Annotated in this window: 16 protein-coding genes and 1 other annotated feature; all 16 genes read left to right on the forward strand. The window is 42.3% G+C overall.

Annotated features, from left to right (window positions below; genetic code table 11):
* Window positions 1-92: 92 nt before the first annotated feature.
* Window positions 93-791 carry a 50S ribosomal protein L1 gene (gene rplA / locus NST59_RS00670; RefSeq protein ID WP_007496292.1) on the forward strand — a complete coding sequence of 233 codons (699 nt, stop codon included), beginning with the start codon at window positions 93-95 and terminating at the stop codon, window positions 789-791.
* A 49-nt stretch (window positions 792-840) separates the two neighbouring features.
* Window positions 841-981: a sequence feature (ribosomal protein L10 leader region), on the forward strand.
* 69 nt (window positions 982-1,050) lie between these two features.
* Window positions 1,051-1,551, forward strand: a complete 501-nt coding sequence (gene rplJ / locus NST59_RS00675) for a 50S ribosomal protein L10 (protein WP_024425590.1) — start codon at window positions 1,051-1,053, stop codon at window positions 1,549-1,551.
* A 48-nt stretch (window positions 1,552-1,599) separates the two neighbouring features.
* Entirely contained in the window at window positions 1,600-1,965 is a 366-nt protein-coding gene (rplL, locus tag NST59_RS00680; protein WP_008345418.1) for a 50S ribosomal protein L7/L12, read from the forward strand.
* A 96-nt stretch (window positions 1,966-2,061) separates the two neighbouring features.
* Window positions 2,062-2,667: a class I SAM-dependent methyltransferase gene (locus NST59_RS00685; RefSeq protein ID WP_039175972.1), complete on the forward strand. Its 606-nt coding sequence runs from the start codon at window positions 2,062-2,064 to the stop codon at window positions 2,665-2,667.
* A gap of 255 nt (window positions 2,668-2,922) precedes the next feature.
* Window positions 2,923-6,504, forward strand: coding sequence for a DNA-directed RNA polymerase subunit beta (gene rpoB, locus NST59_RS00690; RefSeq protein WP_003217223.1), 3,582 nt, complete (start codon window positions 2,923-2,925; stop codon window positions 6,502-6,504).
* Window positions 6,505-6,565: 61 nt separating this feature from the next.
* Entirely contained in the window at window positions 6,566-10,165 is a 3,600-nt protein-coding gene (gene rpoC, locus NST59_RS00695) for a DNA-directed RNA polymerase subunit beta' (protein WP_039175975.1), read from the forward strand.
* A 145-nt stretch (window positions 10,166-10,310) separates the two neighbouring features.
* Window positions 10,311-10,559, forward strand: a complete 249-nt coding sequence (locus NST59_RS00700; RefSeq protein WP_144490951.1) for a 50S ribosomal protein L7ae-like protein — start codon at window positions 10,311-10,313, stop codon at window positions 10,557-10,559.
* Window positions 10,560-10,672: 113 nt separating this feature from the next.
* Window positions 10,673-11,092: a 30S ribosomal protein S12 gene (gene rpsL / locus NST59_RS00705; RefSeq protein WP_003216962.1), complete on the forward strand. Its 420-nt coding sequence runs from the start codon at window positions 10,673-10,675 to the stop codon at window positions 11,090-11,092.
* 121 nt (window positions 11,093-11,213) lie between these two features.
* On the forward strand, window positions 11,214-11,684 hold the full coding sequence (gene rpsG / locus NST59_RS00710) for a 30S ribosomal protein S7 (RefSeq protein WP_003216884.1): 471 nt from the start codon (window positions 11,214-11,216) through the stop codon (window positions 11,682-11,684).
* Between the two features lie 54 nt (window positions 11,685-11,738).
* Entirely contained in the window at window positions 11,739-13,817 is a 2,079-nt protein-coding gene (gene fusA / locus NST59_RS00715) for an elongation factor G (protein ID WP_048240166.1), read from the forward strand.
* Window positions 13,818-13,935: 118 nt separating this feature from the next.
* Complete coding sequence (tuf, locus tag NST59_RS00720; RefSeq protein WP_034283892.1) at window positions 13,936-15,126, forward strand: elongation factor Tu; 1,191 nt, start codon at window positions 13,936-13,938, stop codon at window positions 15,124-15,126.
* Window positions 15,127-15,236: 110 nt separating this feature from the next.
* Window positions 15,237-16,196 (forward strand): alpha/beta fold hydrolase, encoded by a 960-nt coding sequence (locus NST59_RS00725; protein ID WP_099662826.1) that lies wholly within the window; start codon window positions 15,237-15,239, stop codon window positions 16,194-16,196.
* Between the two features lie 218 nt (window positions 16,197-16,414).
* Window positions 16,415-16,723 carry a 30S ribosomal protein S10 gene (gene rpsJ / locus NST59_RS00730; protein ID WP_003156464.1) on the forward strand — a complete coding sequence of 103 codons (309 nt, stop codon included), beginning with the start codon at window positions 16,415-16,417 and terminating at the stop codon, window positions 16,721-16,723.
* Between the two features lie 37 nt (window positions 16,724-16,760).
* Entirely contained in the window at window positions 16,761-17,390 is a 630-nt protein-coding gene (gene rplC / locus NST59_RS00735) for a 50S ribosomal protein L3 (RefSeq protein WP_024425597.1), read from the forward strand.
* A 27-nt stretch (window positions 17,391-17,417) separates the two neighbouring features.
* Window positions 17,418-18,041 (forward strand): 50S ribosomal protein L4, encoded by a 624-nt coding sequence (gene rplD, locus NST59_RS00740; RefSeq protein WP_007496312.1) that lies wholly within the window; start codon window positions 17,418-17,420, stop codon window positions 18,039-18,041.
* On the forward strand, window positions 18,041-18,328 hold the full coding sequence (gene rplW / locus NST59_RS00745; protein WP_003217016.1) for a 50S ribosomal protein L23: 288 nt from the start codon (window positions 18,041-18,043) through the stop codon (window positions 18,326-18,328). Before rplD ends, rplW begins: the two co-directional genes overlap by 1 nt.
* The last annotated feature ends 7 nt before the right edge of the window (window positions 18,329-18,335 follow it).

Consider the following 18,335-nt stretch of genomic DNA (forward strand, 5'->3'; position numbering starts at 1 on the left):
TCTTGTTGGGTTGCGAGTTTGGTTTTGACAAGTTCGCAACCCTTATTCGTGGGAGGTTATTCCGCTAAAACCACATAAGGAGGATTTTTATAATGGCTAAAAAAGGTAAAAAGTATGTAGAAGCTGCTAAGCTGATCGAACGTACTAAAGCGTATGATGTAGCTGAAGCTGTTTCTCTTACAAAAAAAGCAAATACAGCGAAATTTGATGCGACTGTAGAAGTTGCTTTTCGTTTGGGCGTAGACCCTCGTAAAAACGATCAACAAATCCGCGGTGCAGTTGTACTTCCTAACGGAACTGGTAAAACTCAACGCGTTCTTGTGTTCGCTAAAGGCGAAAAAGCAAAAGAAGCAGAAGCTGCTGGAGCAGACTACGTTGGAGATTCTGATTACATCACTAAAATCCAACAAGGTTGGTTCGAATTCGATGTAATCGTTGCGACACCTGACATGATGGGTGAAGTTGGTAAGATCGGTCGTGTACTTGGACCAAAAGGTCTTATGCCAAACCCTAAAACAGGAACTGTAACGTTCGAAGTTGAAAAAGCAATCAATGAAATCAAAGCTGGTAAAGTAGAATACCGCGTTGATAAAGCTGGTAACATCCACGCGCCAATCGGAAAGGTTTCTTTCGAGGACGAAAAGCTTGTTGAGAACTTTGCAACAATCTATGACACAATCCTTAAAGCAAAACCTGCAGCGGCTAAAGGTGTATACGTGAAAAACGTTTCTGTTACATCTACTATGGGCCCTGGCGTGAAAGTGGATCCATCTTCTTTCTCTGCAAAATAATTCTTGACTTATGACAACCATTTTGATAATATCAAAATGTTGTAAAATAGAATAATGTCCATTTATACCGTAGACAGCAGGGGCCTTATGGCTTAATTAACCCGCCGAGGTGTATATGTCACAGTCTTACGTTAACGTATGCTTGTATATACAGCCTCCATGTCTTAATGGAGGCTTTTTATATGGAGAACCGTTCGTTAGGAACGTGATGGCCTGATCGGTATAAGTGTTACACAAAGAATGTACAGGAGGTGTAACCATGAGCAATGCAATCGATACTAAAAAAGTTGTCGTTGATGAAATTACTTCTAAATTTAAAGATAGTATGTCTACTGTCATTGTAGATTACCGCGGTCTTTCAGTTTCTGAAGTGACTGAACTTCGTAAACAGCTTCGTGAAGCTGGCGTAGAATTCAAAGTTTACAAAAACACTTTGACTCGCCGTGCAGTTGAACAAGTTGAACTAACGGGTTTAAACGATTTCTTAACAGGTCCAAACGCTATCGCATTCAGTAACGAAGATGTTATCGCACCTGCGAAAATCATCAACGAATTTGCGAAAAGCCACGAAGCTTTAGAAATCAAAGCTGGTGTCATCGAAGGAAACGTAGCGACTGTAGAAGAAGTGAAGGCTCTTGCGGAACTTCCGTCTCGCGAAGGCTTACTTTCTATGTTGCTTAGCGTTCTTCAAGCTCCAGTTCGTAATCTTGCTCTTGCTACTAAAGCAGTTGCAGATCAAAAAGAAGAACAAGGCGCTTAATGCGTACTTTACGTTTACGTAAAAAAACTTAAAATGGAGGAATTACAAATGGCTTTAAATATCGAAGAAATCATTGCTTCAGTTAAAGAAGCAACTGTACTTGAGTTAAACGACTTAGTAAAAGCAATCGAAGAAGAATTTGGCGTAACTGCTGCTGCTCCTGTAGCTGTAGCTGCTGGTGGCGGTGCTGCTGCTGAAGAAAAAACTGATTTTGATCTAGTACTTGCTGGTGCTGGAGACCAAAAAATCAAAGTTATCAAAGTGGTTCGTGAAATCACTGGTCTTGGCTTGAAAGAAGCTAAAGAACTTGTTGACAACACTCCAAAACCACTTAAAGAAGGTATTGCTAAAGAAGAAGCTGAAGAACTTAAAGCTAAGCTTGAAGAAGTTGGCGCTTCTGTAGAAGTTAAGTAATCTTCGCCTAATCTTTTGGGAAAGCTCGCTTTTACTGGCGGGCTTTTTCTTTTCTAATCTCCTGAAACGATTGAATCCAGAGGAGGTCCATTCACCATGAGTGACCACTATTATACGGAAAAGCCATCAGTGAAAAGCAATAAACAGACATGGGACTTCACCTTGAGAAACCGTACCTTTACTTTTACAAGTGACAGTGGAGTGTTTTCTAAGAAAGAAGTCGACTTTGGTTCAAGGCTTTTAATTGAAGCTTTCGAAGAACCTGACTTGGATGGCGATGTCTTAGATGTCGGTTGCGGTTATGGACCGATCGGCTTATCGTTAGCAAACGAAATGACTAGCCGTACCATTCATATGATTGATGTGAACGAAAGAGCAGTCGAACTTTCAAAGGAAAACGCTAAACATAATCGCATTGATAATGTTCACATCTATCAAAGTGATTTGTTCTCGAATGTTCATTCCTCAGCTGCTTTTGCCTCTATACTGACCAATCCCCCAATACGGGCAGGGAAGAAAGTTGTACATGCGATCTTTGAAAAAAGTGCTGATCATTTATTGCCGGAAGGTGAGTTGTGGGTGGTTATTCAGAAAAAGCAAGGTGGACCATCTGCGATTGAAAAATTAGAGCAGCTCTTTGGAGAAGTCGAGGTTGTATTGAAAAAAAAGGGCTACTATATAATCAAAGCTAAAAAAGTTTGACGCAGTTTCCTAGCTGTGTTAACATTATAAAATGCCAATGTGTATATTTTGCTTGATAGGCTTAAAAAACAACTATTTTGTATAAATTATGCATACTTGGGAAAACTAATAAAATCGGTATTTGTTTTTGGATGTGGTTTTCTTATTTTAGAAACCCTTTTTTCTTTTGTCTTGTAAAAGTATTTCTTTACTGACATTTGAAAGACAGAAATACTTTTTACACATATAATACGCATGATTTGAGGGGTGAATCAGTTGACAGGTCAACTAGTTCAGTATGGACGACACCGCCAGCGCAGAAGCTACGCACGCATAAGCGAAGTGTTAGAATTACCAAATCTCATTGAAATTCAAACCTCTTCTTATCAGTGGTTTCTTGATGAGGGTCTTAGAGAGATGTTTCAAGATATATCCCCAATTGAGGATTTTACTGGTAACCTTTCTCTTGAATTCATTGATTACAGCCTAGGGGATCCTAAGTATCCTGTAGCAGAATCAAAAGAACGTGATGTAACTTACTCTGCTCCACTAAGAGTAAAAGTTCGTTTAATTAACAAAGAAACTGGAGAAGTAAAAGACCAAGACGTGTTCATGGGTGATTTCCCAATCATGACAGACACAGGTACTTTTATCATTAATGGTGCGGAACGTGTAATCGTTTCTCAGTTAGTGCGTTCTCCAAGTGTATATTTCAGTGGTAAAGTAGACAAAAACGGTAAAAAAGGTTTTACTGCGACTGTCATTCCAAACCGTGGCGCATGGTTAGAATACGAAACTGATGCGAAGGATGTAGTCTATGTACGCATCGATCGCACACGTAAGTTGCCGGTTACGGTTCTTTTGCGTGCTCTCGGCTTCAGCTCTGATCAAGAGATTCTTGACCTCATTGGCGAGAATGAATACTTACGCAACACGCTGGAAAAAGACAATACAGAGAATGCGGATAAAGCACTTCTCGAAATCTACGAGCGCCTCCGCCCTGGAGAGCCGCCAACTGTTGAAAATGCGAAAAGCTTGCTAGACTCTCGCTTCTTCGATCCGAAGAGATATGACCTAGCAAATGTTGGACGCTACAAGATTAATAAGAAGCTTCATATTAAAAATAGACTGTTCAATCAAAAATTGGCTGAAACGTTAGTTGACCCTGAAACAGGTGAAATTCTAGCAGAAAAAGGTCAAATTTTAGACAGAAGAGTTCTTGATAAAGTTCTTCCATACTTAGAAAACGGCATCGGATTTAGAAAGCTTTATCCTAATGGTGGCGTAGTAGAAGATGAAGTAGAACTTCAATCTATTAAGATTTATGCACCGTCTGATCAAGAAGGCGAGCAAGTGATTAACGTGATTGGAAATGCATATGTAGAGGAAGCTGTGAAAAACATCACGCCTTCTGACATCATTGCATCAATCAGTTACTTCTTCAACCTTCTTCATGGTGTAGGTGACACAGATGATATCGACCACCTTGGTAACCGTCGTCTGCGTTCCGTAGGTGAACTTCTGCAAAACCAATTCCGTATTGGTTTAAGCAGAATGGAGCGTGTTGTTCGTGAAAGAATGTCAATTCAAGACACAAACACAATCACACCTCAGCAGCTGATCAACATTCGTCCTGTGATCGCTTCTATCAAAGAGTTCTTTGGTAGTTCTCAGCTATCTCAGTTCATGGATCAAACAAACCCGCTTGCTGAATTGACGCACAAACGTCGTCTGTCAGCGCTTGGACCGGGTGGTTTGACACGTGAGCGTGCAGGAATGGAAGTTCGTGACGTTCACTACTCTCACTATGGACGTATGTGTCCGATTGAAACACCAGAGGGTCCAAACATTGGTTTGATCAACTCTCTATCTTCATTCGCAAAAGTGAATCGCTTCGGATTTATCGAAACACCTTACCGCCGGGTTGATCCTGAAACTGGTAAAGTGACACCGAGAATCGATTACTTAACTGCTGATGAAGAGGATAACTACGTAGTAGCACAAGCGAACGCTATATTAGGTGAAGATGGTTCGTTTATTGATGATAATATCATTGCTCGTTTCAGAGGGGAAAACACCGTTGTTCCTCGAAACCGCGTTGACTACATGGACGTTTCGCCAAAGCAGGTTGTTTCTGCAGCGACAGCATGTATCCCATTCTTAGAAAACGATGACTCTAACCGTGCTCTAATGGGAGCGAACATGCAGCGTCAGGCTGTGCCTTTGATGCAGCCAGAATCACCGATTGTTGGTACAGGTATGGAGTACGTATCAGGTAAAGACTCTGGTGCTGCTGTCATCTGCCGTTACCCAGGTGTTGTAGAACGCGTAGAAGCAAAAAATATTTGGGTTCGCCGTTATGAAGACGTTGACGGACAACAAGTCAAAGGAAACCTAGACAAATACAGCTTGCTGAAATTTGTCCGCTCTAACCAAGGGACTTGCTACAACCAGCGTCCTATCGTAAGTGTTGGAGATGAAGTCGTTAAAGGAGAAATCCTTGCAGACGGACCTTCTATGGAAAAAGGTGAATTGGCTCTAGGACGTAACGTCATGGTCGGCTTCATGACTTGGGACGGTTACAACTACGAGGATGCGATCATCATGAGTGAGCGCCTTGTAAAAGATGACGTCTACACGTCTATTCATATTGAAGAATATGAATCAGAAGCTCGTGATACAAAGCTTGGACCAGAAGAAATCACTCGTGATATTCCAAACGTTGGGGAAGATGCTTTACGCAACCTTGACGAGCGCGGAATCATCCGTATTGGTGCAGAAGTAAAAGACGGAGACCTTCTTGTAGGAAAAGTAACGCCTAAAGGTGTAACTGAACTAACAGCTGAAGAACGTCTATTACATGCAATCTTCGGTGAAAAGGCTCGTGAAGTGCGTGATACGTCTCTACGTGTTCCACACGGCGGCGGCGGAATTATCCACGATGTAAAAGTCTTTAACCGTGAAGATGGAGATGAATTACCTCCAGGTGTAAACCAGTTAGTCCGCGTATACATCGTTCAGAAGCGTAAGATTTCTGAAGGTGACAAAATGGCCGGACGACATGGTAACAAAGGGGTTATCTCTAAAATCCTTCCAGAAGAAGATATGCCGTATCTTCCAGACGGAACACCGATCGATATCATGTTGAACCCTCTAGGGGTACCATCTCGTATGAACATCGGTCAGGTACTTGAGCTTCATATGGGTATGGCTGCACGTTACCTTGGCATCCACATTGCGTCACCAGTATTTGATGGTGCGCGCGAGGAAGATGTTTGGGAAACGCTTGAAGAAGCAGGTATGTCTCGTGATGCGAAAACAGTCCTTTATGACGGTCGAACTGGTGAACCATTCGACAACCGTGTATCTGTCGGAATCATGTACATGATCAAACTGGCTCACATGGTTGACGATAAACTTCACGCTCGTTCAACTGGACCATACTCACTTGTTACGCAGCAGCCACTTGGCGGTAAAGCACAGTTTGGTGGTCAGCGTTTCGGAGAGATGGAAGTATGGGCACTTGAAGCTTACGGTGCAGCATATACACTTCAAGAGATCTTAACAGTTAAATCGGATGACGTTGTGGGTCGTGTGAAAACATACGAAGCCATCGTCAAAGGGGATAACGTACCTGAACCAGGTGTCCCTGAATCATTCAAAGTGTTAATCAAAGAACTTCAAAGTTTAGGTATGGATGTGAAAATCCTATCTGGCGATGAAGAAGAGATAGAAATGAGAGATTTAGAAGACGATGAGGAAACGAAGAAAGCAGACGGATTAGCGTTATCTAATGACGAAGATGCTGCAGACCTCGCACCTGTCGATCTTGAACGTGACGCAGTCACAAAAGAATAGCAGAAACGATTAGAGCAAGTGACTAGGGTATAACCCGAAGATTAAAAGGGAGGTAGGCCCCTTGCTAGATGTGAACAATTTTGAGTATATGAACATCGGTCTCGCATCACCTGATAAAATCCGTTCTTGGTCTTTTGGTGAAGTGAAAAAGCCTGAAACGATTAACTATCGTACACTGAAACCTGAAAAAGATGGTCTCTTTTGTGAACGTATCTTCGGACCACAAAAAGACTGGGAATGTCATTGTGGGAAGTATAAACGCGTTCGGTATAAGGGTGTTGTATGTGACCGTTGTGGTGTAGAAGTAACACGGGCAAAAGTCCGTCGTGAGAGAATGGGGCATATCGAACTGGCTGCCCCAGTTTCCCACATTTGGTATTTCAAAGGTATCCCAAGCCGTATGGGTCTTGTTCTTGATATGTCACCACGTGCGTTAGAAGAAGTGATCTACTTCGCTTCTTACGTCGTGACAGATCCGGGCAACACACCGCTTGAGAAGAAACAACTTCTTTCTGAGAAAGAATTCCGTGCTTATTTAGATAAATACGGTAATACATTCCAAGCAGCTATGGGTGCAGAAGCAATCAACAAACTTCTTCAAGATATCGATCTTGTAAAAGAAGTAGATACACTGAAAGAAGAGCTGAAAACTGCTCAAGGACAGCGTCGTACACGTGCGATCAAACGCCTTGAAGTATTAGAAGCCTTCCGTAACTCAGGAAACAAACCATCTTGGATGATTCTTGATGTACTTCCGGTGATTCCGCCAGAATTACGTCCAATGGTTCAGCTTGATGGTGGACGTTTTGCTACTTCTGACTTGAACGACCTTTATCGTCGTGTCATCAACCGTAACAATCGTCTGAAGCGTTTATTAGATCTTGGCGCGCCAAGCATCATCGTTCAGAACGAGAAGCGTATGCTTCAAGAAGCTGTCGATGCATTGATTGATAATGGACGTAGAGGCCGACCAGTAACAGGACCAGGAAATAGACCATTGAAATCTCTTTCTCACATGCTGAAAGGGAAACAAGGACGTTTCCGTCAAAACTTGCTTGGTAAACGTGTTGACTATTCTGGACGTTCCGTTATCGTCGTAGGACCACATTTGAAAATGTATCAGTGTGGACTTCCGAAAGAAATGGCTCTTGAATTATTCAAACCATTCGTGATGAAGGAGCTTGTTGAAAAAGGATTAGCTCACAACATCAAGAGTGCGAAGCGTAAAATTGAGCGCGTGCAGCCAGAAGTATGGGATGTTTTAGAATCAGTTATTCGTGAGCATCCAGTCTTACTAAACCGCGCACCGACTCTTCACAGACTTGGTATTCAAGCGTTTGAACCTACACTTGTGGAAGGACGCGCAATTCGTCTGCATCCACTTGTATGTACAGCCTACAACGCTGACTTTGACGGTGACCAAATGGCGGTTCACGTACCATTATCTGCTGAAGCTCAAGCTGAAGCTCGTATCTTAATGCTTGCTGCGCAAAACATTTTGAACCCGAAAGATGGAAAACCAGTTGTTACGCCATCTCAGGATATGGTGCTTGGTAACTACTACCTTACACTTGAGCGCAAAGGTGCTATCGGAGAAGGTATGGTCTTCAAAGATACTGACGAAGCCCTTCTTGCTTATCAAAATGGATATGTGCATCTTCATACACGTGTAGCTGTTGCAGCTAGCTCGTTGAAGAATGTGACATTCACTGATGAACAGCGTTCTAAATTGTTGATTACAACAGTTGGAAAACTGATCTTTAACGAAATCTTACCGGAATCATTCCCATACATGAATGAGCCGACAAAGAGCAATATTGAAGAAAAAACGCCTGATCGTTTCTTCCTTGAAAAAGGTGAGGATGTAAAAGCTGCGATCGAGAAACAAGAAATCAATGCGCCGTTCAAAAAAGGTATTTTAGGTAAAATCATTGCAGAAATCTTTAAGAGATTCCATATCACTGAGACATCTAAAATGCTTGACCGCATGAAAAATCTTGGTTTCAGATACTCTACTAAAGCCGGTATTACGGTTGGTGTGTCTGATATCGTCGTATTAGATGATAAGCAGCAAATTCTTGAAGAAGCACAAGCAAAAGTAGATAACGTCATGAAGCAATTCAGACGTGGTTTGATTACTGAAGAAGAGCGTTATGAGAGAGTTATTTCAATCTGGAGTTCTTCTAAAGATGTCATCCAAGGTAAACTGATGAAGTCCCTTGATGAAGTCAACCCAATCTACATGATGAGTGACTCTGGAGCGCGTGGTAACGCATCTAACTTCACTCAGCTGGCTGGTATGCGTGGTCTGATGGCCAACCCGGCTGGACGTATCATTGAACTTCCGATTAAATCTAGTTTCCGTGAAGGTTTAACTGTATTGGAATACTTTATTTCCACTCACGGTGCGCGTAAAGGTCTTGCCGATACAGCCCTTAAAACAGCTGACTCAGGTTACCTCACGCGTCGTCTCGTTGACGTTGCACAGGATGTCATCATCCGTGAAACAGATTGCGGTACAGACCGTGGAATTTTGGCGAAGTCCATTAAAGAAGGAAATGAAATTATTGAGAAACTTGAAGAACGTCTAATCGGACGTTTTGCAAGAAAACCAATTGTTCATCCTGAAACAGGCGAAGTCATTGTAGCCGAAAACGAACTAATTGATGAAGATAAAGCACTTGAAGTAGTTGAAGCAGGAATTGAGGAAGTATGGATCCGTTCTGCATTTACATGTAACACGCCTCATGGTGTATGTAAACGATGCTACGGCCGTAACCTTGCAACTGGTACTGACGTTGAAGTCGGTGAAGCAGTTGGAATCATCGCTGCACAATCAATCGGTGAGCCAGGAACTCAGCTTACAATGCGTACGTTCCACACCGGTGGGGTAGCAGGAGACGATATCACTCAAGGTCTACCTCGTATCCAAGAGCTGTTTGAAGCGCGTAATCCGAAAGGGCAAGCGACAATTTCTGAAATTGATGGTGTCGTTGCTGAAATTAACGATGTTCGTGACAAGCAGCAGGAAATTGTGGTTCAAGGCGAAGTTGAAACTCGCTCTTACACAGCTCCTTACAATGCACGTCTAAAAGTTGTTGAAGGTGACAAAGTCACTCGTGGTCAAGTGCTTACAGAAGGTTCAATCGATCCGAAAGAACTTCTTAAAGTGACTGACATGACAGCTGTTCAAGAATATCTGCTTCATGAAGTACAAAAAGTATACCGTATGCAAGGGGTAGAAATCGGAGATAAGCACGTAGAGGTAATGGTTCGCCAAATGCTTCGCAAAGTGCGTGTCGCTGATGCAGGGGATACAGACGTATTACCAGGCACACTTCTTGATGTACATCAATTCACTGAAGCAAACAAAAAAGTACTATTCGAAGGCAAACGTCCTGCAACAGGCCGTCCAGTTCTTCTTGGTATTACAAAAGCTTCGCTTGAAACAGACTCATTCTTGTCTGCGGCATCCTTCCAAGAAACGACTCGTGTCCTAACAGATGCAGCGATCAAAGGAAAACGTGATGAACTGCTTGGCTTGAAAGAGAATGTTATCATTGGTAAACTTGTTCCTGCTGGAACGGGAATGCCGAACTACCGTAAAGTTAAGCCGGTTTCGCAAGTGCAGCCGTCTGACGACATGGTTCCTGTAGAGTAATCTTTCTCGTGAGATTCCTATAAAATCATCAAAAAATGGTGAAGGATGTCAAGATAATCTGTCATATCATATTGACATCCTTCTGCCATGATGATAATATAACCAAGGTGCTCAAAATAAAACCTGTTACTTTGGAGGATATTCGATGTCTTATGATAAAGTATCACAGGCTCAATCCATTATTATTGGTACGAAGCAAACAGTAAAAGCTCTGAAACGAGATTCAGTAAAGGAAGTCGTCGTAGCGAAAGATGCTGATCCTGCTTTAACTGCTGGTGTATTGAAACTAGCGCAAGAGAAGGGTGTAGACATTTTAGTGGTAGATTCCATGAAAAAGCTCGGCAAGGCCTGCGGAATTGAAGTTGGGGCAGCAGCTGTTGCCATTATGTTATAACGTACTTGTTTTGTTTTTGCATGCTTAAAATGCAAAAGCATTGTTTTTTGCCTTTTGATGAACCACCTGGGTATGTGGGTTATAAAAAAAGTAATGAAGGGAGGAATAACAACATGCCTACAATTAATCAGCTAATACGCAAAGGACGCGTGAGTAAAGTTGAAAACTCAAAGTCTCCTGCACTTAACAAAGGATACAACAGTTTCAAAAAAGAGCACACTAACGTAACATCTCCACAGAAGCGCGGGGTTTGTACTCGTGTCGGTACAATGACACCGAAAAAACCAAACTCAGCACTACGTAAATATGCTCGTGTACGTTTGTCTAACCTGATTGAGGTAACAGCTTACATTCCTGGTATCGGACATAACCTACAAGAGCACAGTGTAGTACTTATCCGTGGCGGACGTGTAAAAGACTTACCGGGTGTACGTTACCACATCGTTCGTGGTGCGCTTGATACTGCCGGAGTTGACGGTCGTATGCAAGGACGTTCTAAATACGGAACAAAACGCCCTAAACAAAGCAAATAATATAAACAAACATAAGGGTTTTTAGAAGTTGATAACAGATCAGTGGAGTCAGGAAGCTGACAATGATATTGAGATGAGAGACAGATAGAAATCCTTTTAAAAGAGAAGGGAGGCTATTCAGATGCCACGTAAAGGTCCTGTAGCAAAAAGAGACGTATTGCCAGATCCAATTTACAATTCTAAACTTGTATCTCGTTTGATCAACAAAATGATGATCGACGGTAAAAGAGGAAAGTCACAAACTATTCTCTACAAGTCATTTGATATCATCAAAGAACGTACTGGTAATGAAGCGATGGAGGTTTTCGAACAAGCCTTGAAAAACATCATGCCAGTTCTTGAAGTTAAAGCACGTCGTGTAGGTGGAGCTAACTACCAAGTTCCTGTAGAAGTTCGCCCAGACCGTCGTACTACTTTAGGTCTTCGCTGGTTAGTAAACTACGCTCGTCTTCGTGGAGAAAAAACGATGGAAGAGCGTCTTGCTAACGAAATCCTTGACGCAGCTAACAACACTGGTGCTGCTGTTAAGAAACGTGAAGACACACACAAAATGGCAGAAGCGAACAAAGCATTCGCTCACTACCGCTGGTAGGATTTATACCAAACTAAAAAAACTATTCCCTAATGAGGAAGGAGAAATTACCCAATGGCAAGAGAGTTCTCCTTAGACAAAACTCGTAATATTGGTATCATGGCTCACATCGATGCCGGTAAAACGACAACGACTGAGCGTATCTTGTACTACACTGGTCGTATCCATAAAATTGGTGAAACTCACGAAGGAGCTTCACAAATGGACTGGATGGAGCAGGAGCAAGAACGTGGTATTACAATCACTTCTGCTGCTACTACAGCACAATGGAAAGGTTACCGTGTAAACATCATCGATACACCAGGACACGTAGACTTCACTGTTGAAGTTGAACGTTCTTTACGTGTACTTGATGGTGCGGTTGCTGTCCTTGATGCACAATCAGGTGTAGAGCCACAAACTGAAACAGTTTGGCGCCAAGCAACAACTTACGGAGTACCTCGTATCGTATTCGTTAACAAAATGGATAAAACCGGTGCGGACTTCCTTTACTCTGTAAGCACATTAAGAGATCGTCTTCAAGCGAACGCTCATGCAATTCAATTGCCGATCGGCGCTGAAGATCAATTCGAAGGAATCATCGACCTTGTAGAAAACGTAGCATACTTCTACGAAGATGACCTTGGAACTCGCTCTGATGCACAAGAAATCCCTGCAGAGTATAAAGACAAAGCTGAAGAGCTTCGCAGCAGCCTAATTGAAGCTGTCGCTGAGCTTGATGAAGAGCTTATGGAAAAATACCTTGAGGGTGAAGAAATCACAATTCCTGAATTGAAAGCTGCAATCCGTAAAGGAACATTGAATGTTGAATTCTACCCAGTTCTTGTTGGATCTGCTTTCAAAAACAAAGGTGTTCAGCTTGTACTTGACGCTGTGCTTGACTACCTTCCTGCACCAACTGATGTTGCTGCAATCAAAGGTATCCTGCCAGATTCAAATGAAGAGGTTGTTCGTGAGTCTACTGATGACGCACCATTCGCAGCTCTTGCATTTAAAGTTATGACTGACCCTTATGTTGGGAAACTAACTTTCTTCCGCGTATACTCTGGAACACTTGATTCTGGTTCATACGTGAAGAACTCTTCTAAGAACAAGCGTGAACGTGTTGGACGTATCCTTCAAATGCACGCAAACAGCCGTGAAGAAATCTCTACTGTATACGCAGGGGATATCGCAGCAGCTGTAGGTCTTAAAGATACATCTACTGGTGACACTCTTTGTGACGAGAAAGATCTTGTTATCCTTGAGTCTATGGAATTCCCAGAGCCAGTTATCGATGTAGCTATCGAGCCTAAATCAAAGGCTGACCAAGATAAAATGGGTATCGCTTTAGCTAAACTAGCTGAAGAGGATCCAACATTCCGTACACAAACAAACCCTGAAACTGGTCAAACGATCATCTCTGGTATGGGTGAGCTTCACCTTGATATCATTGTTGACCGTATGAAGCGTGAGTTCAAGGTTGAAGCTAACGTAGGTGCTCCTCAAGTTGCGTACCGTGAAACATTCCGTTCTGGTGCAAAAGTTGAAGGTAAATTCGTACGTCAGTCTGGTGGACGCGGTCAGTTCGGACACGTTTGGATCGAATTCGAACCAAACGAAGAAGGCGCAGGCTTTGAATTTGAAAATGCAATCGTCGGTGGGGTTGTTCCACGTGAATACATCCCAGCAATTCAAGCAGGTCTTGAAGACTCACTTGAAAATGGTGTATTAGCTGGATTCCCATTAATCGACATCAAAGCAAAATTATTTGATGGATCTTACCACGATGTTGACTCGAACGAAATGGCGTTCAAAATTGCTGCATCTATGGCATTGAAAAATGCTGTCAGCAAATGTAACCCAGTTCTACTTGAGCCAATGATGAAAGTGGAAGTTGTTATCCCTGAAGAATACATGGGAGACATCATGGGTGATATCACATCTCGTCGTGGACGTGTAGAAGGTATGGAAGCTCGCGGTAACGCTCAAGTTGTTCGCGCTATGGTTCCACTTTCTGAAATGTTCGGATATGCAACTGCACTCCGTTCTAACACACAAGGACGCGGTACTTTCACTATGCACATGGATCACTACGAAGAAGTGCCTAAGAGCATCAGTGAAGAAATCATCAAAAAAAATAAAGGTGAATAATTGATTTTGCCTTTAAACTAAAGTATAACTACTATTGAAGATCAGAAAGTGAGAGGTAACTCTTCACTTTCTATCACTCTATACCAAATACAATGAACCTTTAAGGAGGATTTTTAGAATGGCTAAAGAAAAATTCGACCGTTCCAAATCGCATGCTAACATTGGTACAATTGGACACGTTGACCATGGTAAAACAACTCTAACTGCTGCTATCTCAACAGTTCTTCATAAGAAATCTGGTAAAGGTACAGCTATGGCTTATGACCAAATCGATGGTGCTCCAGAAGAGCGCGAGCGTGGAATCACAATCTCAACTGCACACGTTGAGTATGAAACTGAAACTCGTCACTATGCACACGTAGACTGCCCAGGACACGCTGACTATGTTAAAAACATGATCACTGGTGCTGCTCAAATGGACGGCGCGATCTTAGTAGTATCTGCTGCTGACGGTCCAATGCCACAAACACGTGAGCACATCCTACTTTCTCGTAACGTAGGTGTACCATACATCGTAGTATTCCTTAACAAATGTGACATGGTTGACGATGAAGAGTTACTTGAACTTGTTGAAATGGAAGTTCGTGACCTTCTTTCTGACTATGACTTCCCTGGTGATGATGTACCAGTTATCAAAGGTTCTGCTCTTAAAGCTCTTGAAGGAGATGCTGATTACGAAGCAAAAATCTTTGAACTTATGGATGCGGTTGATGAGTACATCCCAACTCCAGAGCGTGACACTGAGAAGCCATTCATGATGCCAGTTGAGGACGTATTCTCAATCACTGGTCGTGGAACAGTTGCTACTGGTCGTGTTGAGCGTGGACAAGTTAAAGTCGGTGACGAAGTTGAAATCATCGGTCTTCAAGAAGAAAACGGTAAAACAACTGTTACAGGTGTTGAAATGTTCCGTAAACTTCTTGACTATGCTGAAGCTGGTGACAACATCGGTGCACTACTTCGTGGTGTATCTCGTGAAGATATCCAACGTGGTCAAGTACTTGCTAAACCAGGTACAATCACTCCACATAGCCGTTTCAAAGCTGAAGTTTATGTACTTTCTAAAGAAGAGGGTGGACGTCATACTCCATTCTTCGCTAACTACCGTCCGCAGTTCTACTTCCGTACAACTGACGTAACTGGTATCGTACATCTTCCAGAAGGTACTGAAATGGTAATGCCTGGCGATAACACTGAGATGGAAGTTGAACTTATCTCTACTATCGCTATCGAAGAAGGAACTCGTTTCTCTATCCGTGAGGGTGGACGTACTGTAGGTTCTGGCGTCGTTTCAACTATCATTAAGTAATTAAACATACAGAAGAGACTCCTTGCAAAAGGGTCTCTTTTTTTGCTTTTCCAGATCAGAACGGCTACTATAAGCTATAGAATCTAAATGGAACCGAGAGGATCGCTGGAATGGCAAAGACATATTTGAAAAAATGGTTGATCGGCGGGATTGACCAATGGATTATGATGAAAGAAGATGAGACGAGTGAAACAAAGCCTGTACTTTTATTTTTACACGGCGGGCCCGGCTCAGCTCAAATCAGTTATATTGATTCCTTTCACGAGGAACTTGATCAGGACTTTACAGTTGTCCATTGGGATCAGCGTGGCGCAGGACTTTCCTATCAAGAGAATCTTCCTGATGAATCGATGACCATTCAGCAATTTATAGAAGACACGATTGAACTGACTGAGAAGCTCCTATCACATCTAGGTCACTCAAAATTGTATATCGCAGGATACTCGTGGGGATCATTAATTGCCATACAAGCAGTACATAAGCGTCCAGATCTTTATCATGCTTATTACGGGATTAGTCAGGTAGTAGATGTGTTAAAGGAAGATATCGTATCGTACGAGCTTCTTATGAAGAAATATCATAACAATCGGCTGTTTACTGGGTGTCTGCGATTACTGACGCCGCCTCCTTGGAAACGGACATCAGCTCATGCCTTGTTCTCTCTATATAAAGAGTTTGCAAGCGTAGGTCTCACGCATAGATGGAAGCCGGTTTTTCAAATGCTAAAAGGGTTTCTTTTTAGTAAGCAATATCAGCTGAAAGATAAATGGAAGTTCATGAAAGGGCAGAAGTTTAGTCAAGACAAGCTATGGAATCAGCTCATGAATGAGAGTATTCAATACCGAGTTTCTACTATATTAATACCGTGCTACTTTCTCATTGGCGATCACGACATGATTACCCCAGCTGCTGTATCAAAACCATATGTTGATCAATTAAAAGCACCCATCAAAGAATGGTTTACCTTTAAAGACTCTGCCCATTCCCCGCACATCGAGGAGCCAGATGAATTTATACGTATCATCAGAAAGACTGCTATACATCATCTTCAGGGAAAGCTTGATTTATAGGCTGAATCCCTGTATAATATGAAAAGTGTGCAAATCATAAATTTATCCGATTTATTATTGCAACACGCAGGCCAATTTGGTACAATAGTGCATGTTGGTCTTTGACTGCGATGAAGTGAGAGGTTGCTGACACACCCGGCCGCTTTGCCATGGCGAGGTGATCAGGTTTTTCTCACGGAGAACTGTCTAACGTAAGTAGGCGAAAAGGAGGGAAAATAATGGCAAAACAAAAAATTCGTATTCGTTTAAAAGCATATGATCATAGAATTCTTGATCAATCTGCTGAGAAGATTGTTGAAACGGCTAAGCGTTCTGGTGCTAGTGTATCTGGTCCAATCCCGCTTCCAACTGAAAAATCAGTTTACACAATCCTTCGTGCGGTGCATAAGTACAAAGATTCTCGTGAGCAATTCGAGATGCGTACTCACAAACGTCTAATCGACATCGTGAATCCAACTCCACAAACAGTTGATGCACTTATGCGTTTAGATTTACCATCTGGTGTAGATATCGAAATCAAACTTTAATTCAAATAGAAAACACATATTATAGGAGGTGTGACTAATGACCAAAGGAATCTTAGGTAGAAAAATTGGTATGACGCAAGTATTCGCAGAAAACGGTGATCTTATCCCTGTAACTGTTGTTGAGGCTGCTGCTAACGTTGTTCTTCAAAAGAAGACTGTTGACACGGATGGCTATGAAGCAATCCAAATCGGTTTTGATGACAAACGTGAAAAGCTTTCTAACAAACCAGAGAAAGGCCACGTTGCTAAAGCGGAAACTGCTCCTAAGCGCTTCGTAAAAGAATTACGCGGTGCGGAGTTAGATGCGTATGAAGTTGGTCAGGAAGTCAAAGTTGATATTTTCGCAAATGGAGATATCGTAGATGTAACAGGAACATCAAAAGGTAAAGGATTCCAAGGGGCTATCAAACGCCACGGACAATCACGCGGACCAATGACTCACGGTTCACGTTACCACCGTCGTCCTGGTTCAATGGGACCTGTTGATCCAAACCGTGTATTCAAAGGTAAACTTCTTCCAGGTCGTATGGGCGGAGAGCAAATCACTGTCCAAAACCTTGAGATCGTTAAAGTTGATGCAGAACGCAATCTTCTATTGATCAAAGGAAACGTACCAGGAGCTAAAAAATCTCTAGTAACTGTAAAGAGTGCAGTTAAATCTAAATAACTCTCTTAGGAAAGGAGGAAACAAGTCATGCCAAAAGTAGCATTATTTAACCAAAACGGTTCTACTAACGGTGAAATCGAATTAAACGCTTCTGTGTTTGGAATTGAGCCAAACGAAAGCGTAGTATTCGATGCTATTCTTATGCAAAGAGCTTCCTTACGTCAAGGAACTCACAAAGTAAAAACTCGTTCTGAAGTACGTGGCGGAGGTCGTAAGCCTTGGAGACAGAAGGGTACAGGTCGTGCTCGTCAAGGTTCTATCCGTTCACCACAATGGCGCGGAGGCGGTATCGTATTCGGTCCAACACCACGCAGCTATTCTTATAAATTACCTAAAAAAGTTCGCCGCTTGGCTATCAAGTCAGTATTGTCTTCTAAAGTAATCGACAACAACATCATCGTTCTTGAAGATCTGACTCTTGATGCAGTGAAAACGAAAGAATTCGCAGGCATCCTTAAAGGATTATCTGTTGAGAAGAAAGCGTTGATCGTCACTGCGGATGCAAACGAAACAGTTGCTTTATCTGCTCGTAACATCCCTGGAGTAACAGTTGTTGAAGCTAACGGTATCAACGTTCTTGACGTTGTCAACCACGACAAACTTCTGATCACTAAAGCAGCGGTTGAAAAAGTAGAGGAGGGACTTGCATAATGAAAGATCCTCGTGATGTTCTAAAGCGCCCTATCATTACTGAACGTTCTGCTGATCTAATGACAGAGAAGAAGTACACGTTCGAAGTTGATGTCAGAGCTAACAAAACAGAAGTGAAAGACGCTGTTGAAGAAATCTTTGGAGTGAAAGTTGAGAAAGTCAACGTTCAAAACTACAAAGGAAAATCAAAACGCGTTGGACGCTACACTGGTATGACTAGCCGTCGCAGAAAAGCGATCGTGAAATTAACTGCTGACAGCAAAGAAATCGAAATTTTTGAAGCGTAAATCTTAA

Origin of the sequence: Bacillus sp. FSL R5-0439 (genome assembly GCF_038008805.1) — a bacterium.
Taxonomy (GTDB): Bacteria; Bacillota; Bacilli; order Bacillales; family Bacillaceae; genus Bacillus; species Bacillus safensis.

Bases quoted from the DNA above. Each gene is read 5' to 3' on its own strand.
- rplD (WP_007496312.1), top strand. From the start codon at position 17,418: ATGCCAAAAGTAGCATTATTTAACCAAAACGGTTCTACTAACGGTGAA.
- rplW (WP_003217016.1), top strand. From the start codon at position 18,041: ATGAAAGATCCTCGTGATGTTCTAAAGCGCCCTATCATTACTGAACGT.
- rpsJ (WP_003156464.1), top strand. From the start codon at position 16,415: ATGGCAAAACAAAAAATTCGTATTCGTTTAAAAGCATATGATCATAGA.
- rplC (WP_024425597.1), top strand. From the start codon at position 16,761: ATGACCAAAGGAATCTTAGGTAGAAAAATTGGTATGACGCAAGTATTC.
- NST59_RS00685 (WP_039175972.1), top strand. From the start codon at position 2,062: ATGAGTGACCACTATTATACGGAAAAGCCATCAGTGAAAAGCAATAAA.
- rpsG (WP_003216884.1), top strand. From the start codon at position 11,214: ATGCCACGTAAAGGTCCTGTAGCAAAAAGAGACGTATTGCCAGATCCA.
- rplJ (WP_024425590.1), top strand. From the start codon at position 1,051: ATGAGCAATGCAATCGATACTAAAAAAGTTGTCGTTGATGAAATTACT.
- fusA (WP_048240166.1), top strand. From the start codon at position 11,739: ATGGCAAGAGAGTTCTCCTTAGACAAAACTCGTAATATTGGTATCATG.
- NST59_RS00725 (WP_099662826.1), top strand. From the start codon at position 15,237: ATGGCAAAGACATATTTGAAAAAATGGTTGATCGGCGGGATTGACCAA.
- rplL (WP_008345418.1), top strand. From the start codon at position 1,600: ATGGCTTTAAATATCGAAGAAATCATTGCTTCAGTTAAAGAAGCAACT.
- tuf (WP_034283892.1), top strand. From the start codon at position 13,936: ATGGCTAAAGAAAAATTCGACCGTTCCAAATCGCATGCTAACATTGGT.
- rpsL (WP_003216962.1), top strand. From the start codon at position 10,673: ATGCCTACAATTAATCAGCTAATACGCAAAGGACGCGTGAGTAAAGTT.
- NST59_RS00700 (WP_144490951.1), top strand. From the start codon at position 10,311: ATGTCTTATGATAAAGTATCACAGGCTCAATCCATTATTATTGGTACG.
- rplA (WP_007496292.1), top strand. From the start codon at position 93: ATGGCTAAAAAAGGTAAAAAGTATGTAGAAGCTGCTAAGCTGATCGAA.